Origin of the sequence: Pseudoalteromonas sp. RW-H-Ap-1 (assembly GCF_048318575.1) — a bacterium.
GTDB lineage: Bacteria > Pseudomonadota > Gammaproteobacteria > Enterobacterales > Alteromonadaceae > Pseudoalteromonas.
The window spans coordinates 1,700,263-1,723,804 of record NZ_CP166996.1 but is presented as its reverse complement, the minus strand read 5'-3'; the positions used below and the strand labels follow the sequence as shown (position 1 = coordinate 1,723,804).

The window sequence follows — 23,542 nt, the reverse complement described above, 5'->3', positions numbered from 1 at the left end:
CGCAAAAGCGGCCTTTTAAAACTAACTTTACAGCTTAGCGCTTGTCAGTTGCTTTGTAATCACGGGCTGTTTCACCTGTGTAAAGCTGACGTGGGCGGCTGATCTTGTGGCCAGGTTGAGAAAGCATCTCATCCCAGTGTGAGATCCAACCTACAGTACGTGCCATTGCAAAAATTACAGTGAACATACTTGTAGGAATACCAATCGCTTTTAAGATAATACCTGAGTAAAAATCTACGTTAGGGTAAAGTTTCTTCTCAACAAAGTACGGGTCTTCAAGTGCAATTTGCTCAAGCTTCATTGCGATATCAAGCAATGGATCTTGAATGTTTAGCTCTTCTAACACTTCATGACACGTTTGACGCATTACTGTTGCACGTGGATCGAAGTTTTTGTAAACACGGTGTCCAAAGCCCATAAGACGGAACGGGTCCGCTTTATCTTTTGCTTTTGCTACGTATTCGTCAATGCGATCAACTGAGCCAATTTCTTCTAACATGTTTAAACATGCTTCGTTAGCACCGCCGTGAGCAGGGCCCCAAAGTGATGCAATACCCGCAGCAATACATGCATAAGGGTTAGCACCAGAAGAACCTGCTAAACGTACTGTTGACGTTGAAGCATTTTGTTCGTGGTCAGCATGAAGCATGAAGATTTTATCCATTGCTTTAGCTGTTACTGGGTTTACTTTGTATTCTTCAGCAGGCACAGAGAACATCATGTGTAAGAAGTTTTCTGCATAGCTTAAATCATTGCGTGGGTATACAAACGGTTGACCGATGTTTGTTTTGTATGCCATTGCTGCAATTGTTGGTAACTTAGCAACTAATTTAATAGCGCTTGTTTTACGTTGAACTGCGTCTGTGATATCAAGATCTTCATGGTAAAAAGAAGATAAAGCACCAACCACACCACAAAGCATTGCCATTGGGTGAGCATCAAAGCGGAAACCTTGGAAGAAGTTTGCTATTTTCTCATCTAGCATGGTGCTACGAGTGATTTTTGTAGCAAAATCATCGTACTGCTCTTTAGTTGGTAACTCACCATTTAATAGTAAGTAACATAACTCAATGTAGTTAGAGCTTTCTGCTAACTGCTCGATTGGGTAACCACGGTGTAGTAAAACACCTTTACCACCATCGATGTAAGTGATGGTAGATTCACAAGAACCAGTCGACATGAAACCTGGATCATAAGTAAAGTGACCATGTGAGCCGAGTGTACGTACATCAATTACATCTTGGCCAGCAGTACCTTGATAAATTGGAAGTTCGATTGGATCTAGCCCATCAATATGGACTGTGGCTTTCTTATCTGCCATCTATGTATCTCCTATTAAGATAACTATTCTGATTTTTATATTCTAAAATCTATTCTAAGCACATCTTTACATTTTAACGTGAAAGAGGGGGTTAAAGTCAATTTTTATAAGTATTATGCATATATGTATAATAAATATTCGGTATAGATTGAATATTATACCATTGGCTAATTCGCAAACGTCTCAAAGTAAACAAGAATTGTAAAAGAGCCTCTGGCTATATATACTATCGGAGGTTTTTAACCGATTTGTATTTGGGTAAACTTTTTTTACATAATATTTTTCATAAAAAGTGAACTTTATTAGTATTAATACGTTTATTTTGATAGTTCCACCAGAAACATTTGGTGGGTTTTAGAAAAACAAGTAGATGAGCCCCACTGCGGGCAAGATGGGCAAGTAACTGTGAAAAAGCAAAGACCTGTAAATCTAGATCTAACAACTATATCTATGCCGGCAACGGCTAAAGCTTCAATTTTTCACCGCGTCACCGGTGTTGCATTATTTTTTGCTTTAACGTTTGTCATTTGGGCTTGGTCAGAGTCTCTTTCTTCAGCTGAAGGTTTTGAATTCGTCAAGGGTCTGTTTAACGGATTCATTGCCAAATTTATAGCTTGGGGCACCCTTTCTGTTCTAGGTTATCACCTTATTGGTGGTATCCGTCATATTATTATGGACATGGGGCATTGGGAAGAACTTGAATCAGGCAACACTAGCGCTAAAATTGCTATGGCACTTGGCGTTGTGTTTGCTGTATTGGCAGGGGTGTGGATATGGTCTTAAATCAAGCAACTCTTAAACGTGATGGCGTACAAGATTATGTATCTCTACGCACAACGGCATTAATAATCAGTGCATATGCAATTTTTATTATTGGCTACTTTCTAGCTATGCCAGAAGTCACATATGACGCCTGGACAGGCCTATTCTCAAACCTAGCAATGAAAGGGGCGACATTAATCACCCTAGTTTGCATTATGGTTCATACCCGTATCGGCCTTTGGCAGGTTCTAACCGACTATGTAAAGGACGCTAAATTGCGTGCTTTCTTAGGCTTTGTACTAAACCTAATGGCTGTCGCTTACGTAGCTGTAGGTTTAATCGTTTTATGGGGTGTTTAAGTGAAATATTCTGTTCGTGAATTTGACGCCGTAGTAATTGGTGCCGGTGGTGCAGGTATGCGCGCTGCTCTTGCTATTACTGAATCTGGCAAAACATGTGCATTAATCTCTAAAGTTTTTCCGACACGCTCACACACTGTATCTGCCCAAGGTGGTATTACAGTAGCGCTAGGTAATTCGCATGAAGATAACTGGGAATGGCATATGTATGATACTGTCAAAGGCTCCGATTTTATCGGTGACCAAGACGCTATCGAATACATGTGTAATACAGGCCCAGAAGCTATTACTGAACTAGAAAATATGGGTCTACCATTTTCTCGTTTTGAAAATGGCCGTGTTTACCAACGTCCTTTCGGTGGTCAATCGAAAAACTTTGGTGGTGAACAAGCTGCACGTACCGCAGCAGCTGCTGACCGTACTGGTCACGCATTATTACATCTTCTATATCAACAAAACGTTAAAAACAAAACAAATGTATTTTCTGAATGGTATGCACTTGATTTAGTTAAAAACGATAATGGCGATGTAGTAGGTTGTACAGCGATTGAAATTGAAACAGGTGAAATCACTTTCTTCAAATCAAAAGCAGTTGTGTTAGCTACTGGTGGTGCAGGTCGTATTTTTGCATCAACAACTAATGCTCACATTAACACTGGTGACGGTGTTGGTATGGCGACTCGTGCTGGTATTTCTATGCAAGACATGGAAATGTGGCAATTCCACCCGACAGGTATTGCAGGTGCTGGTACGCTAGTAACTGAAGGTTGTCGTGGTGAAGGTGGTTATCTTTTAAATAAAGATGGCGAACGCTTCATGGAGCGCTATGCACCAAATGCTAAAGATTTAGCATCTCGTGACGTTGTTGCTCGTTCAATGATGACAGAGATTCGTGAAGGTCGTGGTTGTGATGGTCCTTGGGGTCCTCACCTTAAGTTGAAACTTGATCACTTAGGCGAAGAAACGCTTAACTTACGTCTTCCAGGTGTATGCGACCTTGCTAAAACATTTGCTCACGTTGATCCTGCAAAAGAGCCAATTCCAGTTATCCCAACATGTCACTACATGATGGGTGGTGTGCCAACTAACGTAAATGGTCAAGTACTTAATATCGATGCCGCTGGTAACGAAAAAGTAGTACAGGGTTTATTTGCTGTTGGTGAGATTGCATGTGTATCTGTTCACGGTGCTAACCGCTTAGGTGGTAACTCATTACTTGATTTAGTTGTATTTGGCCGTGCTGCTGGTAATTTCTTAGGTAAATACCTAAATGACGTTGAAATTTCTAAAGCGGCCTCTGAGTCTGATTTAGAAACGTCATTAGCTCGCTTTAACCGTTGGGAAAGCTCAACAGTTGGTCAAGGCGAAGACCCAGTACAAATCAAGAAAGACCTACAACAGTGTATGCAGCTTAACTTCTCGGTATTCCGTGAAGGTGACTCAATGGCAACTGGTCTTACTGAGCTCAAAGAAATTCGTGAACGCTTACAGCATGCACGTCTTGATGATAAATCATCAGACTTCAACACCATGCGTATTGAATGTTTAGAATTAGACAACTTAATGGAAACAGCTTACTCAACTGCAGTAGCTGCAAACTTCCGTACTGAAAGCCGTGGAGCACACTCTCGCTTTGACTTCCCAGATCGTGATGACGAAAACTGGTTATGTCACTCAGTATTTAATCCGGTAACGGATGAAATGAGCAAGCGTAAAGTAAACTACGAGCCTAAGCTACGTGAAGCATTCCCACCTAAAGCACGTACCTACTAGGAGCGAGACGATGGCACAAGTACAATTTTCAGTTTATCGTTACAATCCGGATGTTGACAACGCACCTCGTATGCAAGAATACACTTTGCAAACTGAGGAAGGCCAAGACATGATGGTATTGGATGCACTTTTATTATTAAAAGAGCAAGATCCTACATTATCATTCCGTCGTTCATGCCGTGAAGGCGTGTGTGGTTCAGACGGTGTAAACATGAATGGTAAGAACGGCTTAGCATGTATTACTCCTTTATCTACGCTACAAAAAAATGGCAAAGGTAAAATCGTAGTACGTCCATTACCGGGACTTCCTGTTGTTCGTGACCTTGTTATTGACATGAGTCAGTTCTACACTCAATACGAAAAAGTAAAACCGTATCTAATAAATGACGAGCCTGCTGCAGGCGAACGCCTTCAATCTATCGAAGAACGTGATAAATTAGATGGGCTTTATGAGTGTATTTTATGTGCATGTTGTTCTACATCGTGTCCTTCTTTCTGGTGGAATCCAGATAAGTTTATAGGTCCAGCAGGCCTTCTTCATGCTTACCGTTTCTTAGCTGATAGCCGAGACACTGCAACAGAAGAGCGTTTAGCTGACTTAGACGATGCATTCAGTGTGTTCCGTTGCCACAGTATCATGAACTGTGTTAGCGTTTGTCCTAAGGGTTTAAACCCGACTAAAGCAATTGGGCAAATAAAATCTATGTTATTAAACCGCTCGGTTTAATTTCAAGTAGACGAAAGATGGCTAATATTTTATTAGCCATCTTGTTATATAACTATTAATTTCTGCGCTAAAAAAAGGGCTTATAAATGCACGAAGGTGTGATGAAGGCATGGCTAGAATCTTCACATTTAAACGGCGGTAACGTTGCTTATGTTGAAGAGCTTTATGAAGCGTATTTAGACGATGCGACTTCGGTGCCAGAAGAATGGCGAGAAGTGTTCGAACAATTACCAAAAGTAGATGGTGTGGATGTTGAAATAAAACATTCAGAAGTTCGTTCACAATTTGCGGCGCTTGCTAAAAACAAGCATAGAGAAGTAGTGGTAGCAGAGGGCAGTGGCGGCGACCTTAAACAGGTTAAAGTTCTGCAACTTATTAATGCTTTCCGTTTTCGTGGACACCAAAATGCAAACCTAGATCCACTAGGTATTTGGCAACGCGAACGTGTACGAGATTTAGAGCTAGAGTACCACGACTTATCAAATGCTGACTTTGACCGCGAATTTAACGTAGGATCGTTTGCCGTAGGCCGCGATACTATGCCTTTAGGTGAGTTATACCAAGCACTAAAAACTACATATTGTGGTTCTATTGGCGCAGAGTATATGCACATCACATCAACAGAAGAAAAACGTTGGTTACAACAGCGTTTAGAGTCTGTTCAGTCTAGGCCAAAATTCGATAAAAATGAAAAGCTTCGTATCCTTAAAGGATTGACAGCGGCTGATGGTCTTGAAAAATATTTAGGGGCTAAGTTCCCGGGTGCTAAGCGTTTCTCACTAGAAGGTGGCGATGCGTTAGTGCCTATGCTTAAAGAGCTTATACACCGCGCGGGTGAAAGTGGCCAAAAAGAAGCCGTAATCGGCATGGCTCACCGCGGACGCTTGAACGTACTTGTGAATGTGCTTGGTAAAAATCCATCAGAATTATTTGATGAATTTGCTGGTAAACACAAAGATACTTTAAGCTCAGGTGATGTTAAATACCATATGGGTTACTCTTCAGATTTCGCGACCAAAGGTGGTAATGTGCATATGGCACTTGCGTTTAACCCATCGCACTTAGAAATCGTAAATCCTGTGGTTATGGGGTCTGTGCGCGCACGTCTTGATCGTCTAAACGACAAAACGGGCAGCAAAGCACTTCCTATTACTATTCACGGCGACTCTGCAATCGCAGGTCAGGGTGTTGTACAAGAAACGTTTAACTTATCACAAACTAATGCGTTTAGTTGTGGTGGTAGCATTCGTATTGTTGTTAATAACCAAGTTGGTTTTACAACAAGCAAGCAAGACGATGTACGCTCTACTGATTACTGTACTGATATTGCAAAAATGGTTCAATCACCAATCTTCCACGTAAACTCTGATGATCCTGAAGCGGTTGCGTTTGTTACGCAATTAGCGCTTGATTTCAGAAACCAGTTTAAGCGTGACGTTGTGATTGACCTCGTTTGTTATCGTCGCCATGGTCATAACGAAGCTGATGAGCCAAATGCTACGCAGCCTGTTATGTATCAAAAAATTAAAAAACACCCAGTTCCGCGCTTAATTTATGCAGATCAATTAATCTCAGAAGGTTCTTTCACAGAAAACGAAGTGAAAGCACTTGCTGATGATTATCGTAATGGCTTAGATGATGGCAACTGTGTAGTTGAAGAAATTCAACCAGAAACATCACACTCTTCTGATTGGGCTAAATATGTAGGTCATGATTGGAATGTTGACTACGACGCGAGCGTTTCTGTAGAGAAACTTAAAGAGCTTGGTAACATTGTCGCAAGCTACCCTGAAGATCACAAAGCGCAATCTCGTGTTAAGAAAATATACGATGATCGTAAAGCTATGGCAGCCGGTGAAAAAGCACTTGATTGGGGTATGGCAGAGACTTTAGCGTATGCAACTATTGCAGCTGAAGGCACTGATATTCGCCTAACAGGTCAAGACTCTGGTCGTGGTACCTTCTTCCATCGCCATGCCGTTGTTCACGGTCAACAAGACGGTGCAACATACTTACCACTGCAAAACATTAGTGAAGAACAAGGTACGTTTGAAGTATTTGATTCGGTGCTATCTGAAGAAGCGGTATTAGCGTTTGAATATGGATATGCAACAGCAGAGCCGACTTCACTTGTTTTATGGGAAGCGCAATTTGGTGATTTCGCCAATGGTGCACAAGTTGTTTTTGACCAATTCTTAAGTTCAGGTGAGCAAAAGTGGGGTCGTTTATGTGGCCTGACATGTTTGCTACCACATGGTTATGAAGGCCAAGGTCCTGAGCATAGCTCTGCACGTCTTGAGCGCTTTTTACAGCTGTGTGCTGATCACAATATGCAAGTGTGTGTACCATCAACACCGGCACAAGTTTATGCAATGCTTCGTCGTCAATCGGTAAGACCTCTTCGTCGCCCACTGATTGTTATGACACCAAAATCATTGCTACGTCACCCATTAGCTACATCATCACTTGAAGAGCTTTCTGAGGGTGTATTCCACAATATGATCGATGAAATTGATGATATTGATGCGAAGAAAGTAGAACGTGTTGTATTTTGTAGCGGTAAAGTTTACTACGAATTATTGCAAGAACGTCGTAAACTTGAGCAAGACAACATTGCTATTGTTCGTGTTGAACAGCTATACCCGTTCCCACATGACGAAATGAAGACGATTATTGAACGTTATCAGCATGTTAAAGATTTTGTATGGTGTCAGGAAGAGCCACAAAACCAAGGCGCTTGGTATTGTTCTCAACATCACTTTATTGATGCAATTCCACAAGATGCAAAATTAAAATATGCTGGTCGTAAAGCTTCAGCATCACCTGCATGTGGTTATATGTCAGTACATACTAAAGAACAACAAGCGCTCGTTGCCGACGCGCTTACTATAGAAAAGAAAGGATAAGCAATGAGCACAGAAATTAAAGTTCCTGTTCTTCCTGAGTCGGTTGCAGATGCTTCCGTTGCTACATGGCATGTAAGTGTTGGCGACAAAGTAAGCCGTGACCAAAACTTAGTAGATATTGAAACAGACAAAGTGGTTTTAGAAGTGGTTGCACAAAACGATGGTGTAATCACTGAAATTTCACAAGAAGAGGGTGCTACGGTACTTGGCGACCAAGTGATCGGTTTAATTGGCGATGCAGATGAAGCACCGGCAACTAAAGAGTCAAAAGAAGATGACTCAGCATCAGATAAATCAGAAGACGCGCCTGCGGCGCAATCAGCACCAGCATCAGAAGGTAAAGAAGTGGATATTAAAGTACCTGTACTTCCAGAATCAGTTGCAGATGCAACAATTGCTACTTGGCATGTTCAACCAGGTGACGCGGTAACACGCGACCAAAACTTGGTAGATATCGAAACAGATAAAGTTGTACTTGAAGTTGTTGCCCAAGAAGACGGCGTTATGGGCGAAATAATCCATGACGAAGGCGATACTGTTCTTGGTGAGCAAGTAATTGGTAAGGTAAAAGCAGGTGCTGCACCAGCTAAATCTGATGCTAAAGCGGATGCACCAGCAGCCAAAGAAGAAAGCTCAAGTGATAGTTCTGATGTGTTAACGCCGTCAGTTCGTCGTTTAATTGCTGAAAAAGGCCTTGATGCATCAAAAATCAAAGGTTCAGGTAAAAATGGCCGTGTGACCAAAGAAGATGTTGACCAATTCTTGAAAGCACCTGCTCCATCAGCAAAAGCAAAACCAGAAGCTGCACCAGCAGCACCAATGGGTGACCGTACTCAAAAACGTGTGCCTATGACACGTTTACGTAAAACGATTGCTAATCGCCTTCTTGAAGCGAAAAACTCAACTGCAATGTTAACCACGTTTAACGAAGTTAATATGAAGCCAATAATGGATCTTCGTAAGCAGTACCAAGAAGTATTTGAAAAGCGTCACGGTATTCGTTTAGGTTTCATGTCTTTCTATGTGAAAGCGGTAACTGAAGCGTTAAAGCGTTTCCCAGATGTAAACGCATCAATTGATGGCGATGATATTGTTTATCACAACTATTTCGACATCAGTATTGCTGTTTCTACGCCACGTGGCTTGGTAACGCCAGTACTTAAAGATTGTGACAAATTATCAGTTGCAGAAATCGAAAAAGGTATTCGTGAGCTAGCTCTTAAAGGTCGTGATGGCAAGCTAACACTTGACGATATGACTGGCGGTAATTTCACTATTACTAACGGTGGTGTATTCGGCTCATTACTATCAACACCAATCATTAACTTACCGCAGTCTTCAATCTTAGGTATGCACAAAATCCAAGATCGTCCAATGGCTGTTAATGGTAAAGTTGAAATCTTACCTATGATGTATTTAGCGTTATCTTACGATCATCGCCAAATCGATGGTAAAGAATCAGTTGGTTTCTTAGTAACAATTAAAGAGTTACTTGAAGATCCAACACGTTTACTGCTAGATGTTTAATTAAGTAGTATGAAATATAAGCTGTGAGTTAAAATCACAGCTTTTTTTTGCGCCTAAGGTCATACTGGGGTTTTCATGTAGCGCCATGAGATCTATACTAGGCACGCAATTTGGGATAGTTGTTTATTTGCATAAATATTCAGCTCTTTTAATATAAAAAATTGGATAAAGCATCATGAATTTGCATGAGTATCAGGCAAAACAACTTTTTGCCGAATATGGTTTACCAGTTTCTCAAGGTTTCGCTTGCGATACACCTGAAGAAGCTGCAGCAGCTGCTGAAAAAATTGGCGGCGATATGTGGGTTGTTAAAACTCAGGTTCACGCAGGTGGACGTGGTAAAGCTGGCGGTGTAAAGCTAGTTAAAACTATCGACGAAGTTAAAGCGTTTGCAGCTAACTGGTTAGGTAAAAACCTAGTTACTTACCAAACAGACGAGAAAGGCCAGCCAGTTGCTAAAATTTTAGTAGAAAGCTGTACAGATATCGCAAACGAACTGTACCTAGGTGCTGTTGTTGACCGTGCTTCTCGTAAAGTTGTGTTCATGGCGTCTACTGAAGGCGGCGTTGAAATTGAAACTGTTGCTGAAGAAACACCAGAACTTATCCACAAAGCTGAGATTGATCCTTTAGTAGGTCCTCAAGCTTACCAAGCTCGTGAGCTTGGTTTTAAATTGGGTCTTAACCCAACACAAATGAAACAGTTCGTTAAGATCTTTATGGGTCTTGGCAACATGTTTAACGATTTCGATTTCGCATTACTTGAAATCAACCCACTAGTAATCACAGATGAAGGTAACCTTCACTGTCTAGATGGTAAAATTGGTATCGATGGTAATGCACTTTACCGTCAACCTAAAATCCGTGAAATGCACGATCCATCTCAAGAAGATGCACGTGAAGCTCACGCAGCAAGCTTCGAGCTTAACTACGTAGCCCTAGATGGTAACGTAGGTTGTATGGTTAACGGTGCAGGCCTAGCAATGGGTACTATGGACATCGTAAACCTACACGGTGGCAAGCCAGCTAACTTCCTAGATGTTGGTGGCGGCGCGACTAAAGAACGTGTTTCTGAAGCATTCAAAATCATCCTTTCAGATGACAACGTTAAAGCTGTTTTAGTTAACATCTTCGGCGGAATCGTTCGTTGTGACATGATTGCTGAAGGCATCATTGGCGCAGTTAAAGAAGTAGGTGTAACAGTTCCAGTAGTTGTACGTTTAGAAGGTACTAATGCTGAATTAGGCCGTGAAGTACTTGCTAAGTCTGATCTTAACATCATCGCTGCTGAATCATTAACAGACGCGGCTGAAAAAGTTGTTGCTGCTGCGGAGGGCAAATAATGTCTGTATTAATCAATAAAGATACAAAAGTTATCTGTCAAGGTTTCACTGGTGGTCAAGGTACTTTCCACTCAGAGCAAGCGCTTGAGTACGGTACACAAATGGTTGGTGGTGTAAGCCCAGGTAAAGGCGGTCAAACGCACCTTGGTCTTCCAGTATTTAACACAGTACGTGACGCAGTAGAAGCAACAGGTGCAACTGCATCTGTGATTTACGTACCAGCACCTTTCTGTAAAGATGCAATCTTAGAAGCTATCGATGCAGGTATCGAGCTGATTGTTTGTATCACTGAAGGTATTCCTACACTTGATATGGTTGACGTTAAAGTTAAACTAGATCAAACAGGTACTCGTATGATTGGTCCAAACTGTCCAGGTGTTATCACTCCTGGTGAGACTAAGATTGGTATCATGCCTGGTCACATCCACAAGCCTGGTAAAGTAGGTATTGTTTCTCGCTCTGGTACGTTAACGTACGAAGCAGTTAAGCAAACTACAGATGCTGGTTTTGGTCAGTCTTCTTGTGTTGGTATTGGTGGTGATCCAATTCCAGGTACTAACTTTATCGACGTTCTAGAATTGTTCGAAAAAGATCCACAAACTGAAGCAATCGTAATGATTGGTGAAATTGGTGGTACTGCAGAAGAAGAAGCTGCAGAGTACATCAAAGCTAACGTTACTAAACCTGTTGTTTCTTACATTGCTGGTGTTACTGCACCAGAAGGTAAGCGTATGGGTCACGCTGGCGCAATCATCGCTGGTGGTAAAGGTACTGCTGATGAGAAATTTGCTGCATTAGAAGCTGCGGGCGTAAAAACTGTACGTTCACTTGCTGAAATCGGTAAAGCACTTAAAGAAAAAACAGGCTGGTAATTAGCGTTTATTCTTTAAAAAGGCTCGCAATTGCGAGCCTTTTTGTTATCTAGAGTTCAGGTAACTAATTAACAACAGTTCAGCTTAATTAATATGGGTAACTTATATGCTGAAAAAAGCGTACTGATAAGTCTTGGCGTTGCTTATTAATTGCTAACTCATCGCATAATCCATGAATCGTTTTTTCTACTTGGTTCATAAAGCGACCATAGCCAATTTCATGTTTATTATGCTCAGCTGCCACAATGACAAAATGCAGTGTTTCGACTAATTTATCGGCTTCAAAAAATACTTTTATTTGTGGTGCTGAATCTTCTATATCAAAACTAATTTTTTGTAGCTCTTCATTTCCTTCATTTCTATCAACTTGGCTGTTGCGAATTATTGGCATTGCGCCATTGGCAACCATTGCAGCATGGGTGAGTTTATTGTCTTCACATAATTGGGTAAATAGTTTTGAAAAGTGTGAGTAGAACGGTTGATAAGTTTGGCTGTTAACCTCGCTCTGAAACTGCGTTTTAATATTACGTGTTACCGGTACCGAAAAAGTGACATAGGTCATCTCTGCGTGTGTGCTTGGTATCTCGCATTGTCTTGATTGATAACGAGGATATAAACTTCTTAATTTATAACCGTAACTTTCTTTATTACCTTTTTCTTTAGCGAATAAGTCATAGGTTAAATGCTGATGATCACGCAATTTAAAGCTTGGTTGGTCTACAAATAATTGCTGTTGTAAAAGATCCAATACTTTTTGTACATTATTATGAAATTGTGCAGAGTGAGCGCGAATATCATCCCCAGTGGCTAAAAACAGTAAGCGAATCTTTTTGCTTTGCTGATCTTCGGTGTAATGAAGTTTATGTGCTTCATGGTAACGAGGGTTATAGAAAAACAACATTTGCTTATCGGTTTCAAGTTGATAAGACTCATCATGAAATCGCACGACCGGCAGTTTATCATTGGCGAGTAAATGCACATTGTGAAGTTCATATTCATCACAAGCGGCAAATAGTTGGCGAGCAATACGCTGATAACACGAATTTATATTACTAAAGCTCTTATAAAACTCATCGTTTGGCGTGATTTCAGCTAATAAATAATGGTTTGCTCTAGCATTGCTTGGGATATAAACACGGTGTTGATTTAATGAAGCCATCTTTCGTTCCTGTAAGTTGGGTTTATTTTTATACTATAGAATGCTTTGATGACTTAAATATTGCGCTAAAACAAATTTTGTTCATAAACTATCCCTTATTAAACAAACTTTGTTAATTACCAGCATAAACCCGTATCTATTACTGTATGTTACGCTTGGTTTTTGTAATAATGCATTAGTTTTGTTATCACGCAATATACAGAGGTTTATACTCCTATGGCGGAAATCGAGAATCGCCCAAGTAACTTTATTAGAACCCGAATTGATGAAGATTTAGCAAGTGGGAAACATGCCACAACGCATACCCGTTTTCCACCAGAACCAAATGGCTTTTTACATATTGGCCATGCAAAATCAATTTGCCTAAATTTTGGTATCGCCAAAGACTATAACGGTTTATGTAACCTTCGTTTTGACGATACAAACCCAGAAAAAGAAGATATTAACTACGTTAATTCAATTAAAGAAGACGTACAGTGGTTAGGGTTTAATTGGGATGGTGAGATTAAATATTCGTCAAACTATTTTGATGTGCTTTACGGCTATGCAGTAGAGCTAATTGAAAAAGGTTTAGCGTATGTGTGTTTTTTAACTGCCGATCAAGCTCGTGAATACCGTGGCACATTAAAAGAGCCAGGTAAAAATAGTCCTTATCGCGATACCTCGGTTGAAGAAAACCTCGCATTATTTGAAAAAATGCGCAACGGTGAATTCAAAGAAGGCGAGTGTGTATTGCGCGCAAAAATTGATATGGCCAGCTCATTCATGGTGTTGCGCGATCCAATTATTTACCGCGTTCGTTTTGCTCATCACCACCAAACAGCGGATAAGTGGTGCATTTACCCAATGTACGACTTCACGCATTGTATTTCGGATGCCCTTGAAGGCATAACACATTCATTATGTACATTAGAGTTCCAAGACAACCGTCGTCTCTACGACTGGGTACTTGATAACATCAGCCTTGAATGTCACCCTCAGCAAATTGAGTTTTCACGCTTAAACCTTGAATACACTATTATGTCAAAGCGAAAGCTTAATGACTTAGTGGTAAATAATAAGGTAGAAGGGTGGGATGACCCACGTATGCCAACGATTGCAGGTCTTCGTCGTCGTGGTTATACACCGGCTTCAATTCGTGAGTTTTGTTTACGTATTGGTATTACTAAACAAGAAAATATGGTTGAAATGGGTATGCTTGAAGCGTGTATCCGTGATGACTTAAACGAAAATGCACCGCGTGCGATGGCTGTACTTGATCCGGTTAAAATCGTGATTGAGAATTATCAAGCCGACACCGTTGAAACATTGTCTGTTGCTAATCACCCAAATAAAGAAGAAATGGGTCGCCGTGATGTGCCTTTTACCCGTGAAATTTTTATTGAACGTGAAGATTTCCGCGAAGAAGCAAACAATAAATTTAAACGTTTAGTACTTGATAAAGAAGTACGCTTACGTGGCGCTTATGTAATTAAAGCAGATCGTGTTGAAAAAGATGATAACGGTGAAATTACCACTATTTACTGTACTTACGATCCCGAAACATTGGGTAAAAACCCAAGCGATGGGCGTAAGGTAAAAGGGGTGATTCATTGGGTGTCAGCACCTGAGTCAGTGACGGCGGAAGTACGTTTATATGACCGTTTATTCAGTGTTCCCAATCCTGCAGCAGCAGAAGATTTTGAAAGCACATTAAACCCAGAGTCGTTAGTTGTTATTACTAATGCAAAACTAGAACCTTCACTGGCAAATTCACAGCCTGCGCAAGGTTTCCAGTTTGAGCGTACTGGTTACTTCTCTCGTGATAGTAAATCTGAGAATGTGGTATTTAACCAAACTGTGGGTCTGCGCGACTCATGGGCTAAAATAGATCAGAAGTAATTCTGTTCTATTTTAGACACAAAAAAACCTGCTTTTAGCAGGTTTTTTTATGCAATTAATAAAAATTAACTGTTGTTTTGTGCAAACGCCTTACATGCGTCTTTATCTTCACACTCACCGTATAGGTAAAGAGAGTGGTTAGTTAGCTTAATACCGTTTTCTTCAGCAATCTCGAGTTGACGACGTTCAATTAAGTCATCCTCAAACTCAACAACCTTGCCACATTTTAAACACACTAAGTGGTCATGGTGAGTACTGCCAGAAAGTTCAAATACAGACTTGCCGCCTTCAAAATGATGACGGCTAACAATACCCGCATCATCAAATTGATTTAAAACACGGTAAACAGTCGCAAGACCAATTTCTTCGCCTAGATCTAATAAAACCTTGTAAACATCTTCAGCGCTTATGTGTTGGTTATCTGGAGATTGAAGAATCTCTAAAATTTTAATACGCGGTAAAGTTACCTTTAGCCCGGCTTTTTTAAGTTCCAAGTTATGATCAGTCATTAAATCTGTCTCAATTTTATTTAGTTATACTAGACATCTTGCAAGATGTACTCGTCACAATAACAGTTAGGATAACGTGCCTTAGCAGGAAGTGCAAAGAACAATTGATCTATATCAATATTAACGCGGAAAATGCTAACTGTTTGATAATATTTTAAACAGTTAGCATAAAAAGGGAGATTAATCTGCTAACTCACTTAAGCACATTTCATCATATACTTGAGCACACCATTGTTTAACGCGTTGCTCTGTTAGTTCCGGCTGACGGTCTTCATCAATACCTAAGCCTACAAAATGTTTGTCATCCGCCATGCCTTTTGATGCTTCAAAATCATAGCTGTCTGTTGGCCAATGTCCAACAACAATAGCGCCACGTTCTGTTACGATATCGTTGATCATGCCCATTGCATCTAAGAAGTATTCTGCATAGTCTTCTTGGTCGCCACAGCCAAAAATAGCTACTAGCTTACCTTCAAAGCTTACTTCTTCAAGCTCAGGAAAAAAGTCATCCCAATCACACTGCGCTTCGCCATAATACCAAGTTGGAATACCGAATAAGATCAGATCAAATTCGGCAATCTCTTCTTTAGAGCTTTTTGCAATGTCATGCACAGCAACGAGCTTTTTACCCAATTCTTTTTGGATCATTTTTGCTACGTGTTCTGTGTTACCTGTGTCACTTCCGAAAAAAATGCCTACACTTGCCATGGATTTAAACCTTTTATCTATCAATAGCCAATCTTTCTTGTAAAATTGTTTCGATCAACGCACTACGGCTAATATTTTGTGCATCTGCCATATCACTCAAAGCCTGATACAGCTGTGACGAAACTTTAAATTCAACACGCTTTAAGCCACGTGCTTTATCTCTTTTTATTTGATTACGTTTATTGACCTTTAACTGCATATCCCGAGGAAGGGGATTGGTTTTTGGTCTACCTGGACGTTTCTCGTATTCAAATAAATCAAGCGTTGTTCTATCTGTTTCTGACTTGGCCATGCTTAACCTACACCCGCACCTTGCCAAAATACCTGAATAAGTCCTTTGGCAATAAAGCCAGAGCAACCTAAAAAGAGTACCAGCCACACAATATAACGACCAAATTTAGGCACATTGCCGCTTTTCAGTACGTCTTTAATTGCCAAGCCGATAAAAATAAAAATACCTGCTAAGCCAAAATACAACCCTAAGGTATCAAATTCGTTAATAAACTGACTGACCATCGACGTATAACCTTTAAATTAAACGGCGCGTACTATAGCACATAAATCTTTAATTATTTAGTGTGATAAATCAAAAACACGCCACAAAAATAACTTTAAATTGCCATTAAAAAATCATTGATTGCTTTGTTTACAGCCAGTGGTTTTTGGGCGTGCAACCAATGACCCGCACCATGAATGATTTTTGCACTTACATTTTTAAACAGCGCATTAATTGCTTCACGATGCTCAGCTAATATGTAGTCAGAGTCATTACCTTTAATAAACAGAGTTTCGCATAAACAAGAATTATTTGCATTAATGTTGTCGGTAATTGTTGAATATTTATTATCAAGTACTGATAAATTGAATCTCCAAACAAATTTCCCTGCATCATTTTTATATAAACTCTTTAATAAAAATTGACGTACACCTAGCTCTTGTATATACGGTTGCATTATTAAATCAGCTTGCTTTCTATCACTAATATCGGCATTTTTTACTGAGTTCAATGCTTCAAGAATTTGGGTATGACGAGCCGGGTAGCTTACTGGGGCGATATCAAGTACCACTAATTTGTCAATCAACTCGCTATGGGTCAAAGCAACTTGCATGGCCACTTTACCGCCCATGGAATGCCCTACAAGGTGGGCTTTTTGTATTTTCAATTTCACCATTAATTCCACAATGTCATTGGCCATGGCTAGATAATCCATTTCATCACTGTGTGGAGAAAGGCCGTGGTTACGTAAATCGACATTGGTTACGCAAAAGTGTTCACTTAATGGTTTTGCAATCACATTAAGGTTTTCTAAAGAGCCAAACAGTCCATGGATCAAAACAACATCAGGACCCTGACCAATTTGTTTGTAATTTAATTGCATAAACGTCTCCCATAATTTTGCGCATAGTTTGCCGAGCATTAACTAAAAAAGCAAAAAATACAGACATTAATTAAACACTGGATGCAAACATACTTAGCTCCCTGATTATTTGGTCATTATTAATTATATGTTTAGGGTAGCATGGGTTGTAACTCGCATTTCTAACTGGATTGGGTATATACCCAAACCATCACAAGATACAGAATTCAGCGTTTCAAAGGGGCTTAATATCAAGGCGTTAGTTTGCAAAAATGGTGTTCCCTTTTAAAAATTAACAACGATGAGAGTAAGTTCCTGTGAAACGCCCAGAGGGTTGGTGTAAAAGCGATTTATACTGCGTTATTGGCTTTAGCAATAGAACGACTATTGTTTGCAATCAATGCCTTGCCTAAATCGCTTTTAATTCCAACTGAAACTCGCATCTTCAGGTGATTTGGGTATAATCATATCGAAAGAAAAATGTGGCCCGTAATGACAGGAAGAACATGAAACAAATCGACATAGACGACGAGTTATATCAGTACATTGCTAGCAATACCCAGAGTATTGGTGAAAGTGCATCGACTATTTTACGTCGTTTATTAAATCTCAGCGGCGAAAAAATTCACACCACAAAATCAGACACTGATCATAAAAATGAAACTGTTAGTGTGTCTAATTCATCTGAAGAACAACCAGTCGCAGCCGTTGAACAGCCAGCCTCTGTGGCGAAACCGCCGGTAAATAAAAAGAATGCGAACGTATTTAACATTTTAAATAAAGAAGAGCTGGCAATGCAAAAAGGTGTTGTTGGTCGTTTCTTATTTATATTAAGTGCATTTTACCGAACGCACAAAACTGACTTTTCAGCAGTGCTTGATATAAAAGGCCGCGATCGTGTTTATTTTGCGACCAGTAAAGAAGACTTAGTGAATAGCGGTAGTAGTATGAACCCTAAAAACATCACCGAAAGTGAATATTGGGTGATGACAAATTCAAATACTACACGTAAAAAAATGATGCTGCATGAAGTTGCACTTAGCTTGGGCTATAGCAATGAGCAAGCTGAAAAAATTCGTGATTATCTTTAAGGAAATACCATGGCAATTCATTCCGGCGCAGGGAAAACTGCACCACAATCGGTTTTAGTGAATGTACCAAAGTTAGTGTCTGCGTATTATTTAAATGAGCCTGATCTAGAGCAAAACCCTGAGCATTGTGTTGCCTTTGGCACCTCAGGGCACCGTGGTTGTGCGTATGATGTGAAATTTAATGAATCCCACATATTATCAATTACCCAAGCTATTTGTGATTACAGAAAACAAAACGATATATTTGGCCCATTATTTTTGGGTAAAGACACCCACGCATTAAGCGAAGCCGCCTTTAACTCAGCGATAGAAGTGCTGGTTGCTAACGAAGTGCAAGTGATCACCCAAGAAAATGGTGACTTCACACCAACACCAGTAATTAGCCACGCTATTGTTAGTTACAATAAAAATCACCCAAATGAATTGTCCGATGGCATTGTCGTTACTCCGTCTCATAATCCTCCTGAAGATGGCGGGTTCAAATATAACCCACCTAATGGCGGTCCTGCAGATACAGATGTAACAAAATGGATTGAAGATAGAGCCAATCAGCTTTTACTTGAAGACTTAGTTGAAGTAGAACTGTTTCCATTTGCTAAAGCGTCGCGCTCTGGTTTTATCCGCTATGAAGATTTGATGACACCGTACATTAATGATCTTGAAAACATTGTTAATTTAAAAGCGATTAGTGATGCTGGTATTAGAGTAGGTATCGATCCCTTAGGTGGTTCAGGCATCAATTTTTGGCCAGTGATTGCGAAAAAATACAACCTAGATTTAACCGTTGTAAATGACAGTGTTGATCCGCGTTTTGCATTTATGCCACTTGATAAAGATGGCAAAATTCGTATGGATTGCTCATCACCTTATTCAATGGCGAATTTAATTGCCCTTAAAGATGATTTTGATTTATCGATAGGCAATGACCCTGATTATGACCGTCATGGCATAGTAACACCTGATGGATTAATGAACCCAAATCACTTTTTAGCGGTAGCGATTGATTATTTGCTAACACATCGTGACTGGGATGCCAGTGTTGAAATTGGTAAAACCCTCGTTTCTAGCTCAATGATTGATAAAGTCACTGAGCGCAATAACCGTAAAGTTAAAGAAGTGCCGGTTGGTTTTAAATGGTTTGTTGAGGGGCTAAATAAAGGTAAATTGGCTTTTGGTGGTGAAGAAAGCGCAGGGGCAGCCTTCTTACGTTTTGATGGCACCGTGTGGTGTACAGATAAAGATGGCTTTATTATGGGGCTACTTGCCGCTGAAATTCTTGCAGTTACAGGTAAAACACCGTCTACGTTATATAAAGAACTAGAGCAAGAATTTGGTGCGCCACTTTACAAACGTTTAGATGCGCCAGCAACGCCTGAGCAAAAATCACGATTAAAAGCGCTTAGTGCTGACGATGTTAAAGCCGAAACCTTAGCCGGTGAGCCAATTATACAAAAACTTACTCATGCGCCAGGTAATAATGCGGCAATTGGTGGTTTAAAAGTAGTAACTGAAAGTGGCTGGTTTGCTGCTCGTCCGTCAGGTACTGAAGATATTTATAAAATATATCTAGAATCATTTAAAGGCGAAGAGCACTTAGCCTTATTAGAAAAAGAAGCTAAAAAACTGGTTGATTCAGTAATTAGCTAGTCTGCAATTAAAATTAAAAACGGCTGATTTATTCAGCCGTTTTTGTATCTACAATTTATAAAACAAAAAGGGCTTTATAGTGATGTCAGCCACTTCAGAATATATTAATCAATTAAAACAAGATGGTGATTTTTTAACGCTTTCTCGAAACCATGAATGGCATTTGGATGCAGGCCAATTTACCCTTAGTAATAATACGCAAGTAACCGTGCATGATACCGGTGTAATTGAATTTGAACCTGATTGTATAACGTCAAAGAATGTGGTGCTTTCAAGTGCAATTCATGGCAATGAGACAGCCCCAATAGAAATTTGTGATGAACTGATTAAACACATTATTAGTGGTCAACTTGAATTACAACAACGGGTTTTATTTATATTTGGTAACCCTAAATCAATTAATATTGGCAAACGCTTTGTTGAAGAGAACTTAAATCGTTTATTTAATGGTCACCACACTGTTGATGACATCGCGATGAACGACGAGCGTGTTCGTGCAGCAAAACTTGAACATTACGTTAGCGACTTTTATGCACGCTCAGAGCAGGGCACGTATCGCTGTCATTATGATTTACATACTGCTATTCGTGGCTCTAAAAATGAGAAGTTTGCTGTTTACCCATTTTTACACGGCAAGCCTTGGAAAAAGTCGCAATTGCAGTTTTTATTGAGTTGCGGAGTTAATACGATATTAATGATGAAATCACCGGCTACCACGTTTAGCTACTATTCATCGTTTGTGCATGGGGCTGATTCGTTTACCGTTGAGCTTGGCCAAGTAAAACCCTTTGGTGAAAACGACATGTCACGCTTTGCAAAAACTAAGCAAACATTGACTGCATTAATTAGTCAAATAAAAGTGGAATACCCTAAATTTAATGCAAGTGACTTTGAGTTGTTTTCTGTTCATCGCACAATTAACCGCACAGAGCAAAACTTTAGCTTCCCGTTTTCTGATGATGCTGAGAACTTTACAGGCTTTGCAAAGGGTGAGCTTTTAGCAACTGATGGTGATAATGCAATTTATGCGGACGTAGAAGGGGAAGCGATTATTTTTCCTAACGCACAAGTTGCTATTGGACAACGTGCACTATTAACGGTTGTCCCTATGCAAGTAGATAGCCGTTTTAGCTAACTCAACACATCAGACCACTTGTTATGAAAGTTTAACCAACTGATTAATAAGTGGTTAATTATATGTATAGTTAACTTGCCAGTTTTTTGCTCAATATTTACTTTTGTTTGGTCATAGTTTTGTTGAATAACACTTTACGTTAACGTAAAGTGTTGGCAGCTTTAATTAAATACAGTGCAGATGTTGCAAAGTTTATTCAGCAACAATCACCCATAATAATAATTTAAAGGGGCACTGTAATACCGACAACAAGAGAAGGTAGGTTATGAGTAATCCCAATAACGTATCGCTGAATATTAACCATGAGCTTGAGTTCATCGACGGCCACGCACTTAATATTCCAACCCTCAGTATTTTAACTGAGGACGGCGACATTCATCCTAGTGCTCCTGCACCTGACATTTCTAAACACACCGCTATTAAATTATACGAAACCATGCGTTTTATTCGTTTATTGGATGAACGTATGCAGGGTGCTCAACGCCAAGGCCGTGTTAGCTTTTACATGCAGTGTTTAGGTGAAGAAGCTGCTGTAACAGCCTCTGCGGCAGCCCTTGATCAAGATGACATGATTATGGCGCAATACCGTGAGCAAGCGGCGTTGCATTACCGTGGTTTTACGCTTGACCAATTTATGAATCAGATGTTTTCTAACGAATTAGATCTTGGTAAAGGCCGTCAAATGCCGATCCATTATGGTTCTAAAGCACTTAACTACATGACAATTTCATCGCCATTAGGAACTCAAATTCCACAGGCCACCGGTTATGCATACGGTCAAAAAGTAAAACATATCGATGCTACAACAGGTGAACTAGCAAGCTCTATTGATAACGTCACCATTTGTTATTTTGGTGAAGGTGCCGCTTCAGAAGGTGATTTTCACGCAGGTCTTAACATGGCTGCAGTGCATAAGGCACCGGTTATCTTTTTTGCACGTAACAATGGTTATGCTATTTCTACCCCAGCTGATGAACAATTTAAAGGTGACGGTATTGCATCGCGTGGCGTAGGGTATGGTATTAAAACCATACGTGTTGATGGCAGCGATGCACTCGCTGTTTATGCAGCAACTAAAAAAGCCCGAGAAATTGCAGCAACTCAAGGTGAACCTGTACTGATTGAATCGATAGCCTATCGTTTAGGCGCGCACTCAACATCAGACGACCCCAGTGGCTACCGTTCAAAAGACGAAGAAGCAAACTATAAAGCGTGCCCAATTGAGCGCTTTAGAAAATGGCTAGTGAAACAAAACTGGTTAGATGACGCAGAAGATATAAAAGCCAAAGAAACAATTCGTGATGATATTTTGGCTGCGCTTAAACGCGCTGAAGTAATTGATAAACCAGCCTTAGAAGAGCTGATTTCTGATGTGTATGACACGCCAATTCCATCTTTACAACGCCAATATGATGAGCTTAAAACACATATAAAAGCCCATCCTGATGCCTACCCAACAACAGCAGGGAGAATTAAGTAATGGCTAAAATGAACATGCTACATGCAATTAATTCTGCTTTAGATATCACCATGAATGAACACCCTCAAGCGTGTATTTTTGGTGAAGACGTGGGTTATTTTGGCGGCGTTTTTAGAGCAACATCAGGCTTACAAGAAAAATACGGTAAGCACCGTGTATTCAACACGCCGCTTACAGAGCAAGGTATTTTAGGTTTTGCTAATGGCTTGGCTGCATTTGGTGCCCCCGCGCTTGCTGAGATTCAATTTGCTGATTACATCTTTCCTGCGTTTGACCAAATAGTGAATGAATCTGCTAAGTTTCGTTACCGTAGTGGTAATGAATTCAACGTAGGCAATCTAACAATACGCACACCTTACGGCGGCGGGATTGCTGGTGGTTTGTATCACTCGCAATCGCCAGAAGCGTATTTTGCCCATACGCCAGGGTTAAAAATTGTCGTGCCACGTAACCCTTATCAAGCTAAAGGCTTACTTCGCGCATGCATAAAAGACGACAACCCAGTGCTATTTTTTGAACCAAAACGCTTATATCGTGCATCTACGGGTGAAGTGCCAGAAGAAGATTACAGCATTGAACTAGGCAAAGCTGAGGTAGTTCAAGAGGGCACTGACGTTACTTTATTAGCGTGGGGCGCACAAATGGAAATCGTAGAAGCAGTCGCTAAACAAGCCAGTGAGCAAGGTATTAGCTGTGAGGTGATTGACCTTCGCAGTATTTTACCGTGGGACGTTGAAACCATTGCTAAGTCAGTAACAAAAACGGGCCGTCTTATTGTTAGTCATGAAGCACCTATTACCAATGGTTTTGGCGCTGAAATTGCGGCAACCATCGCTCAAGAGTGTTTCTTACATTTAGAGTCGCCTATTTTACGTGTATGTGGTTTAGATACTCCATATCCGCTGGCGCTTGAAAAAGAATATGTTCCAGATGCATTGAAAGTAATGGCTGCAATTAAACAATCAGTGAACTTTTAGGGGTTTCC

Annotated in this window: 21 protein-coding genes; 14 read left to right on the top strand and 7 right to left on the bottom strand. The window is 40.3% G+C overall.

What is annotated here, in order from left to right; translation table 11 throughout:
- Positions 1-34: 34 nt before the first annotated feature.
- Positions 35-1,321: a citrate synthase gene (locus AB8618_RS08100; protein ID WP_138606097.1), complete on the bottom strand. Its 1,287-nt coding sequence runs from the start codon at positions 1,319-1,321 to the stop codon at positions 35-37.
- 405 nt (positions 1,322-1,726) lie between these two features.
- Here AB8618_RS08100 and sdhC point away from each other — a divergent pair, with 405 nt between their 5' ends.
- The 8 genes from sdhC (at position 1,727) to sucD (ending at position 11,589) form a co-directional block, all read left to right on the top strand.
- The gene (gene sdhC, locus AB8618_RS08095) at positions 1,727-2,104 is read left to right on the top strand and encodes a succinate dehydrogenase, cytochrome b556 subunit (protein WP_010390126.1); all 378 of its coding nucleotides are present in this window, start codon (positions 1,727-1,729) and stop codon (positions 2,102-2,104) included.
- A complete protein-coding gene (gene sdhD / locus AB8618_RS08090) occupies positions 2,095-2,442 on the top strand; it encodes a succinate dehydrogenase, hydrophobic membrane anchor protein (RefSeq protein ID WP_413402145.1) in 348 nt (115 codons plus the stop codon). Before sdhC ends, sdhD begins: the two co-directional genes overlap by 10 nt.
- On the top strand, positions 2,443-4,215 hold the full coding sequence (sdhA, locus tag AB8618_RS08085; protein WP_413402143.1) for a succinate dehydrogenase flavoprotein subunit: 1,773 nt from the start codon (positions 2,443-2,445) through the stop codon (positions 4,213-4,215).
- A gap of 10 nt (positions 4,216-4,225) precedes the next feature.
- Positions 4,226-4,942, top strand: a complete 717-nt coding sequence (locus AB8618_RS08080; protein ID WP_010390121.1) for a succinate dehydrogenase iron-sulfur subunit — start codon at positions 4,226-4,228, stop codon at positions 4,940-4,942.
- A gap of 86 nt (positions 4,943-5,028) precedes the next feature.
- Positions 5,029-7,848, top strand: coding sequence for a 2-oxoglutarate dehydrogenase E1 component (sucA, locus tag AB8618_RS08075; RefSeq protein WP_413402141.1), 2,820 nt, complete (start codon positions 5,029-5,031; stop codon positions 7,846-7,848).
- 3 nt (positions 7,849-7,851) lie between these two features.
- Complete coding sequence (odhB, locus tag AB8618_RS08070; protein WP_413402139.1) at positions 7,852-9,375, top strand: 2-oxoglutarate dehydrogenase complex dihydrolipoyllysine-residue succinyltransferase; 1,524 nt, start codon at positions 7,852-7,854, stop codon at positions 9,373-9,375.
- A gap of 175 nt (positions 9,376-9,550) precedes the next feature.
- Entirely contained in the window at positions 9,551-10,717 is a 1,167-nt protein-coding gene (sucC, locus tag AB8618_RS08065) for an ADP-forming succinate--CoA ligase subunit beta (RefSeq protein WP_008464053.1), read from the top strand.
- Positions 10,717-11,589 carry a succinate--CoA ligase subunit alpha gene (gene sucD, locus AB8618_RS08060; RefSeq protein WP_008464054.1) on the top strand — a complete coding sequence of 291 codons (873 nt, stop codon included), beginning with the start codon at positions 10,717-10,719 and terminating at the stop codon, positions 11,587-11,589. The genes sucC and sucD overlap by 1 nt, the downstream gene beginning before the upstream one ends.
- A gap of 88 nt (positions 11,590-11,677) precedes the next feature.
- On the opposite strand, the gene AB8618_RS08055 is transcribed toward sucD, so the two are convergent.
- Positions 11,678-12,748, bottom strand: a complete 1,071-nt coding sequence (locus AB8618_RS08055; RefSeq protein WP_413402135.1) for a DUF3083 family protein — start codon at positions 12,746-12,748, stop codon at positions 11,678-11,680.
- A gap of 216 nt (positions 12,749-12,964) precedes the next feature.
- Between AB8618_RS08055 and glnS the strand changes: the two genes are divergently transcribed.
- Positions 12,965-14,629: a glutamine--tRNA ligase gene (glnS, locus tag AB8618_RS08050; protein WP_413402133.1), complete on the top strand. Its 1,665-nt coding sequence runs from the start codon at positions 12,965-12,967 to the stop codon at positions 14,627-14,629.
- 65 nt (positions 14,630-14,694) lie between these two features.
- Here glnS and fur read toward each other — a convergent pair whose 3' ends face one another.
- From fur to AB8618_RS08025, 5 genes are all read right to left on the bottom strand, one after another.
- Positions 14,695-15,138, bottom strand: coding sequence for a ferric iron uptake transcriptional regulator (fur, locus tag AB8618_RS08045; RefSeq protein ID WP_010390113.1), 444 nt, complete (start codon positions 15,136-15,138; stop codon positions 14,695-14,697).
- Between the two features lie 180 nt (positions 15,139-15,318).
- Positions 15,319-15,846, bottom strand: coding sequence for a flavodoxin FldA (fldA, locus tag AB8618_RS08040; protein WP_008113772.1), 528 nt, complete (start codon positions 15,844-15,846; stop codon positions 15,319-15,321).
- Between the two features lie 13 nt (positions 15,847-15,859).
- On the bottom strand, positions 15,860-16,138 hold the full coding sequence (gene ybfE, locus AB8618_RS08035) for a LexA regulated protein (protein WP_008113775.1): 279 nt from the start codon (positions 16,136-16,138) through the stop codon (positions 15,860-15,862).
- Positions 16,139-16,140: 2 nt separating this feature from the next.
- Positions 16,141-16,362, bottom strand: a complete 222-nt coding sequence (locus AB8618_RS08030) for a DUF2788 domain-containing protein (protein ID WP_008113777.1) — start codon at positions 16,360-16,362, stop codon at positions 16,141-16,143.
- A 95-nt stretch (positions 16,363-16,457) separates the two neighbouring features.
- On the bottom strand, positions 16,458-17,225 hold the full coding sequence (locus AB8618_RS08025; RefSeq protein WP_413402130.1) for an alpha/beta fold hydrolase: 768 nt from the start codon (positions 17,223-17,225) through the stop codon (positions 16,458-16,460).
- Positions 17,226-17,710: 485 nt separating this feature from the next.
- Between AB8618_RS08025 and seqA the strand changes: the two genes are divergently transcribed.
- The 5 genes from seqA (at position 17,711) to AB8618_RS08000 (ending at position 23,534) form a co-directional block, all read left to right on the top strand.
- Positions 17,711-18,295, top strand: coding sequence for a replication initiation negative regulator SeqA (gene seqA, locus AB8618_RS08020; protein ID WP_413402128.1), 585 nt, complete (start codon positions 17,711-17,713; stop codon positions 18,293-18,295).
- Positions 18,296-18,304: 9 nt separating this feature from the next.
- On the top strand, positions 18,305-19,942 hold the full coding sequence (gene pgm / locus AB8618_RS08015) for a phosphoglucomutase (alpha-D-glucose-1,6-bisphosphate-dependent) (RefSeq protein WP_413402126.1): 1,638 nt from the start codon (positions 18,305-18,307) through the stop codon (positions 19,940-19,942).
- Positions 19,943-20,024: 82 nt separating this feature from the next.
- Complete coding sequence (gene astE / locus AB8618_RS08010) at positions 20,025-21,077, top strand: succinylglutamate desuccinylase (protein WP_413402124.1); 1,053 nt, start codon at positions 20,025-20,027, stop codon at positions 21,075-21,077.
- Positions 21,078-21,342: 265 nt separating this feature from the next.
- Positions 21,343-22,557 (top strand): thiamine pyrophosphate-dependent dehydrogenase E1 component subunit alpha, encoded by a 1,215-nt coding sequence (locus tag AB8618_RS08005; RefSeq protein WP_413402122.1) that lies wholly within the window; start codon positions 21,343-21,345, stop codon positions 22,555-22,557.
- The gene (locus tag AB8618_RS08000) at positions 22,557-23,534 is read left to right on the top strand and encodes an alpha-ketoacid dehydrogenase subunit beta (RefSeq protein WP_413402119.1); all 978 of its coding nucleotides are present in this window, start codon (positions 22,557-22,559) and stop codon (positions 23,532-23,534) included. The genes AB8618_RS08005 and AB8618_RS08000 overlap by 1 nt, the downstream gene beginning before the upstream one ends.
- The last annotated feature ends 8 nt before the right edge of the window (positions 23,535-23,542 follow it).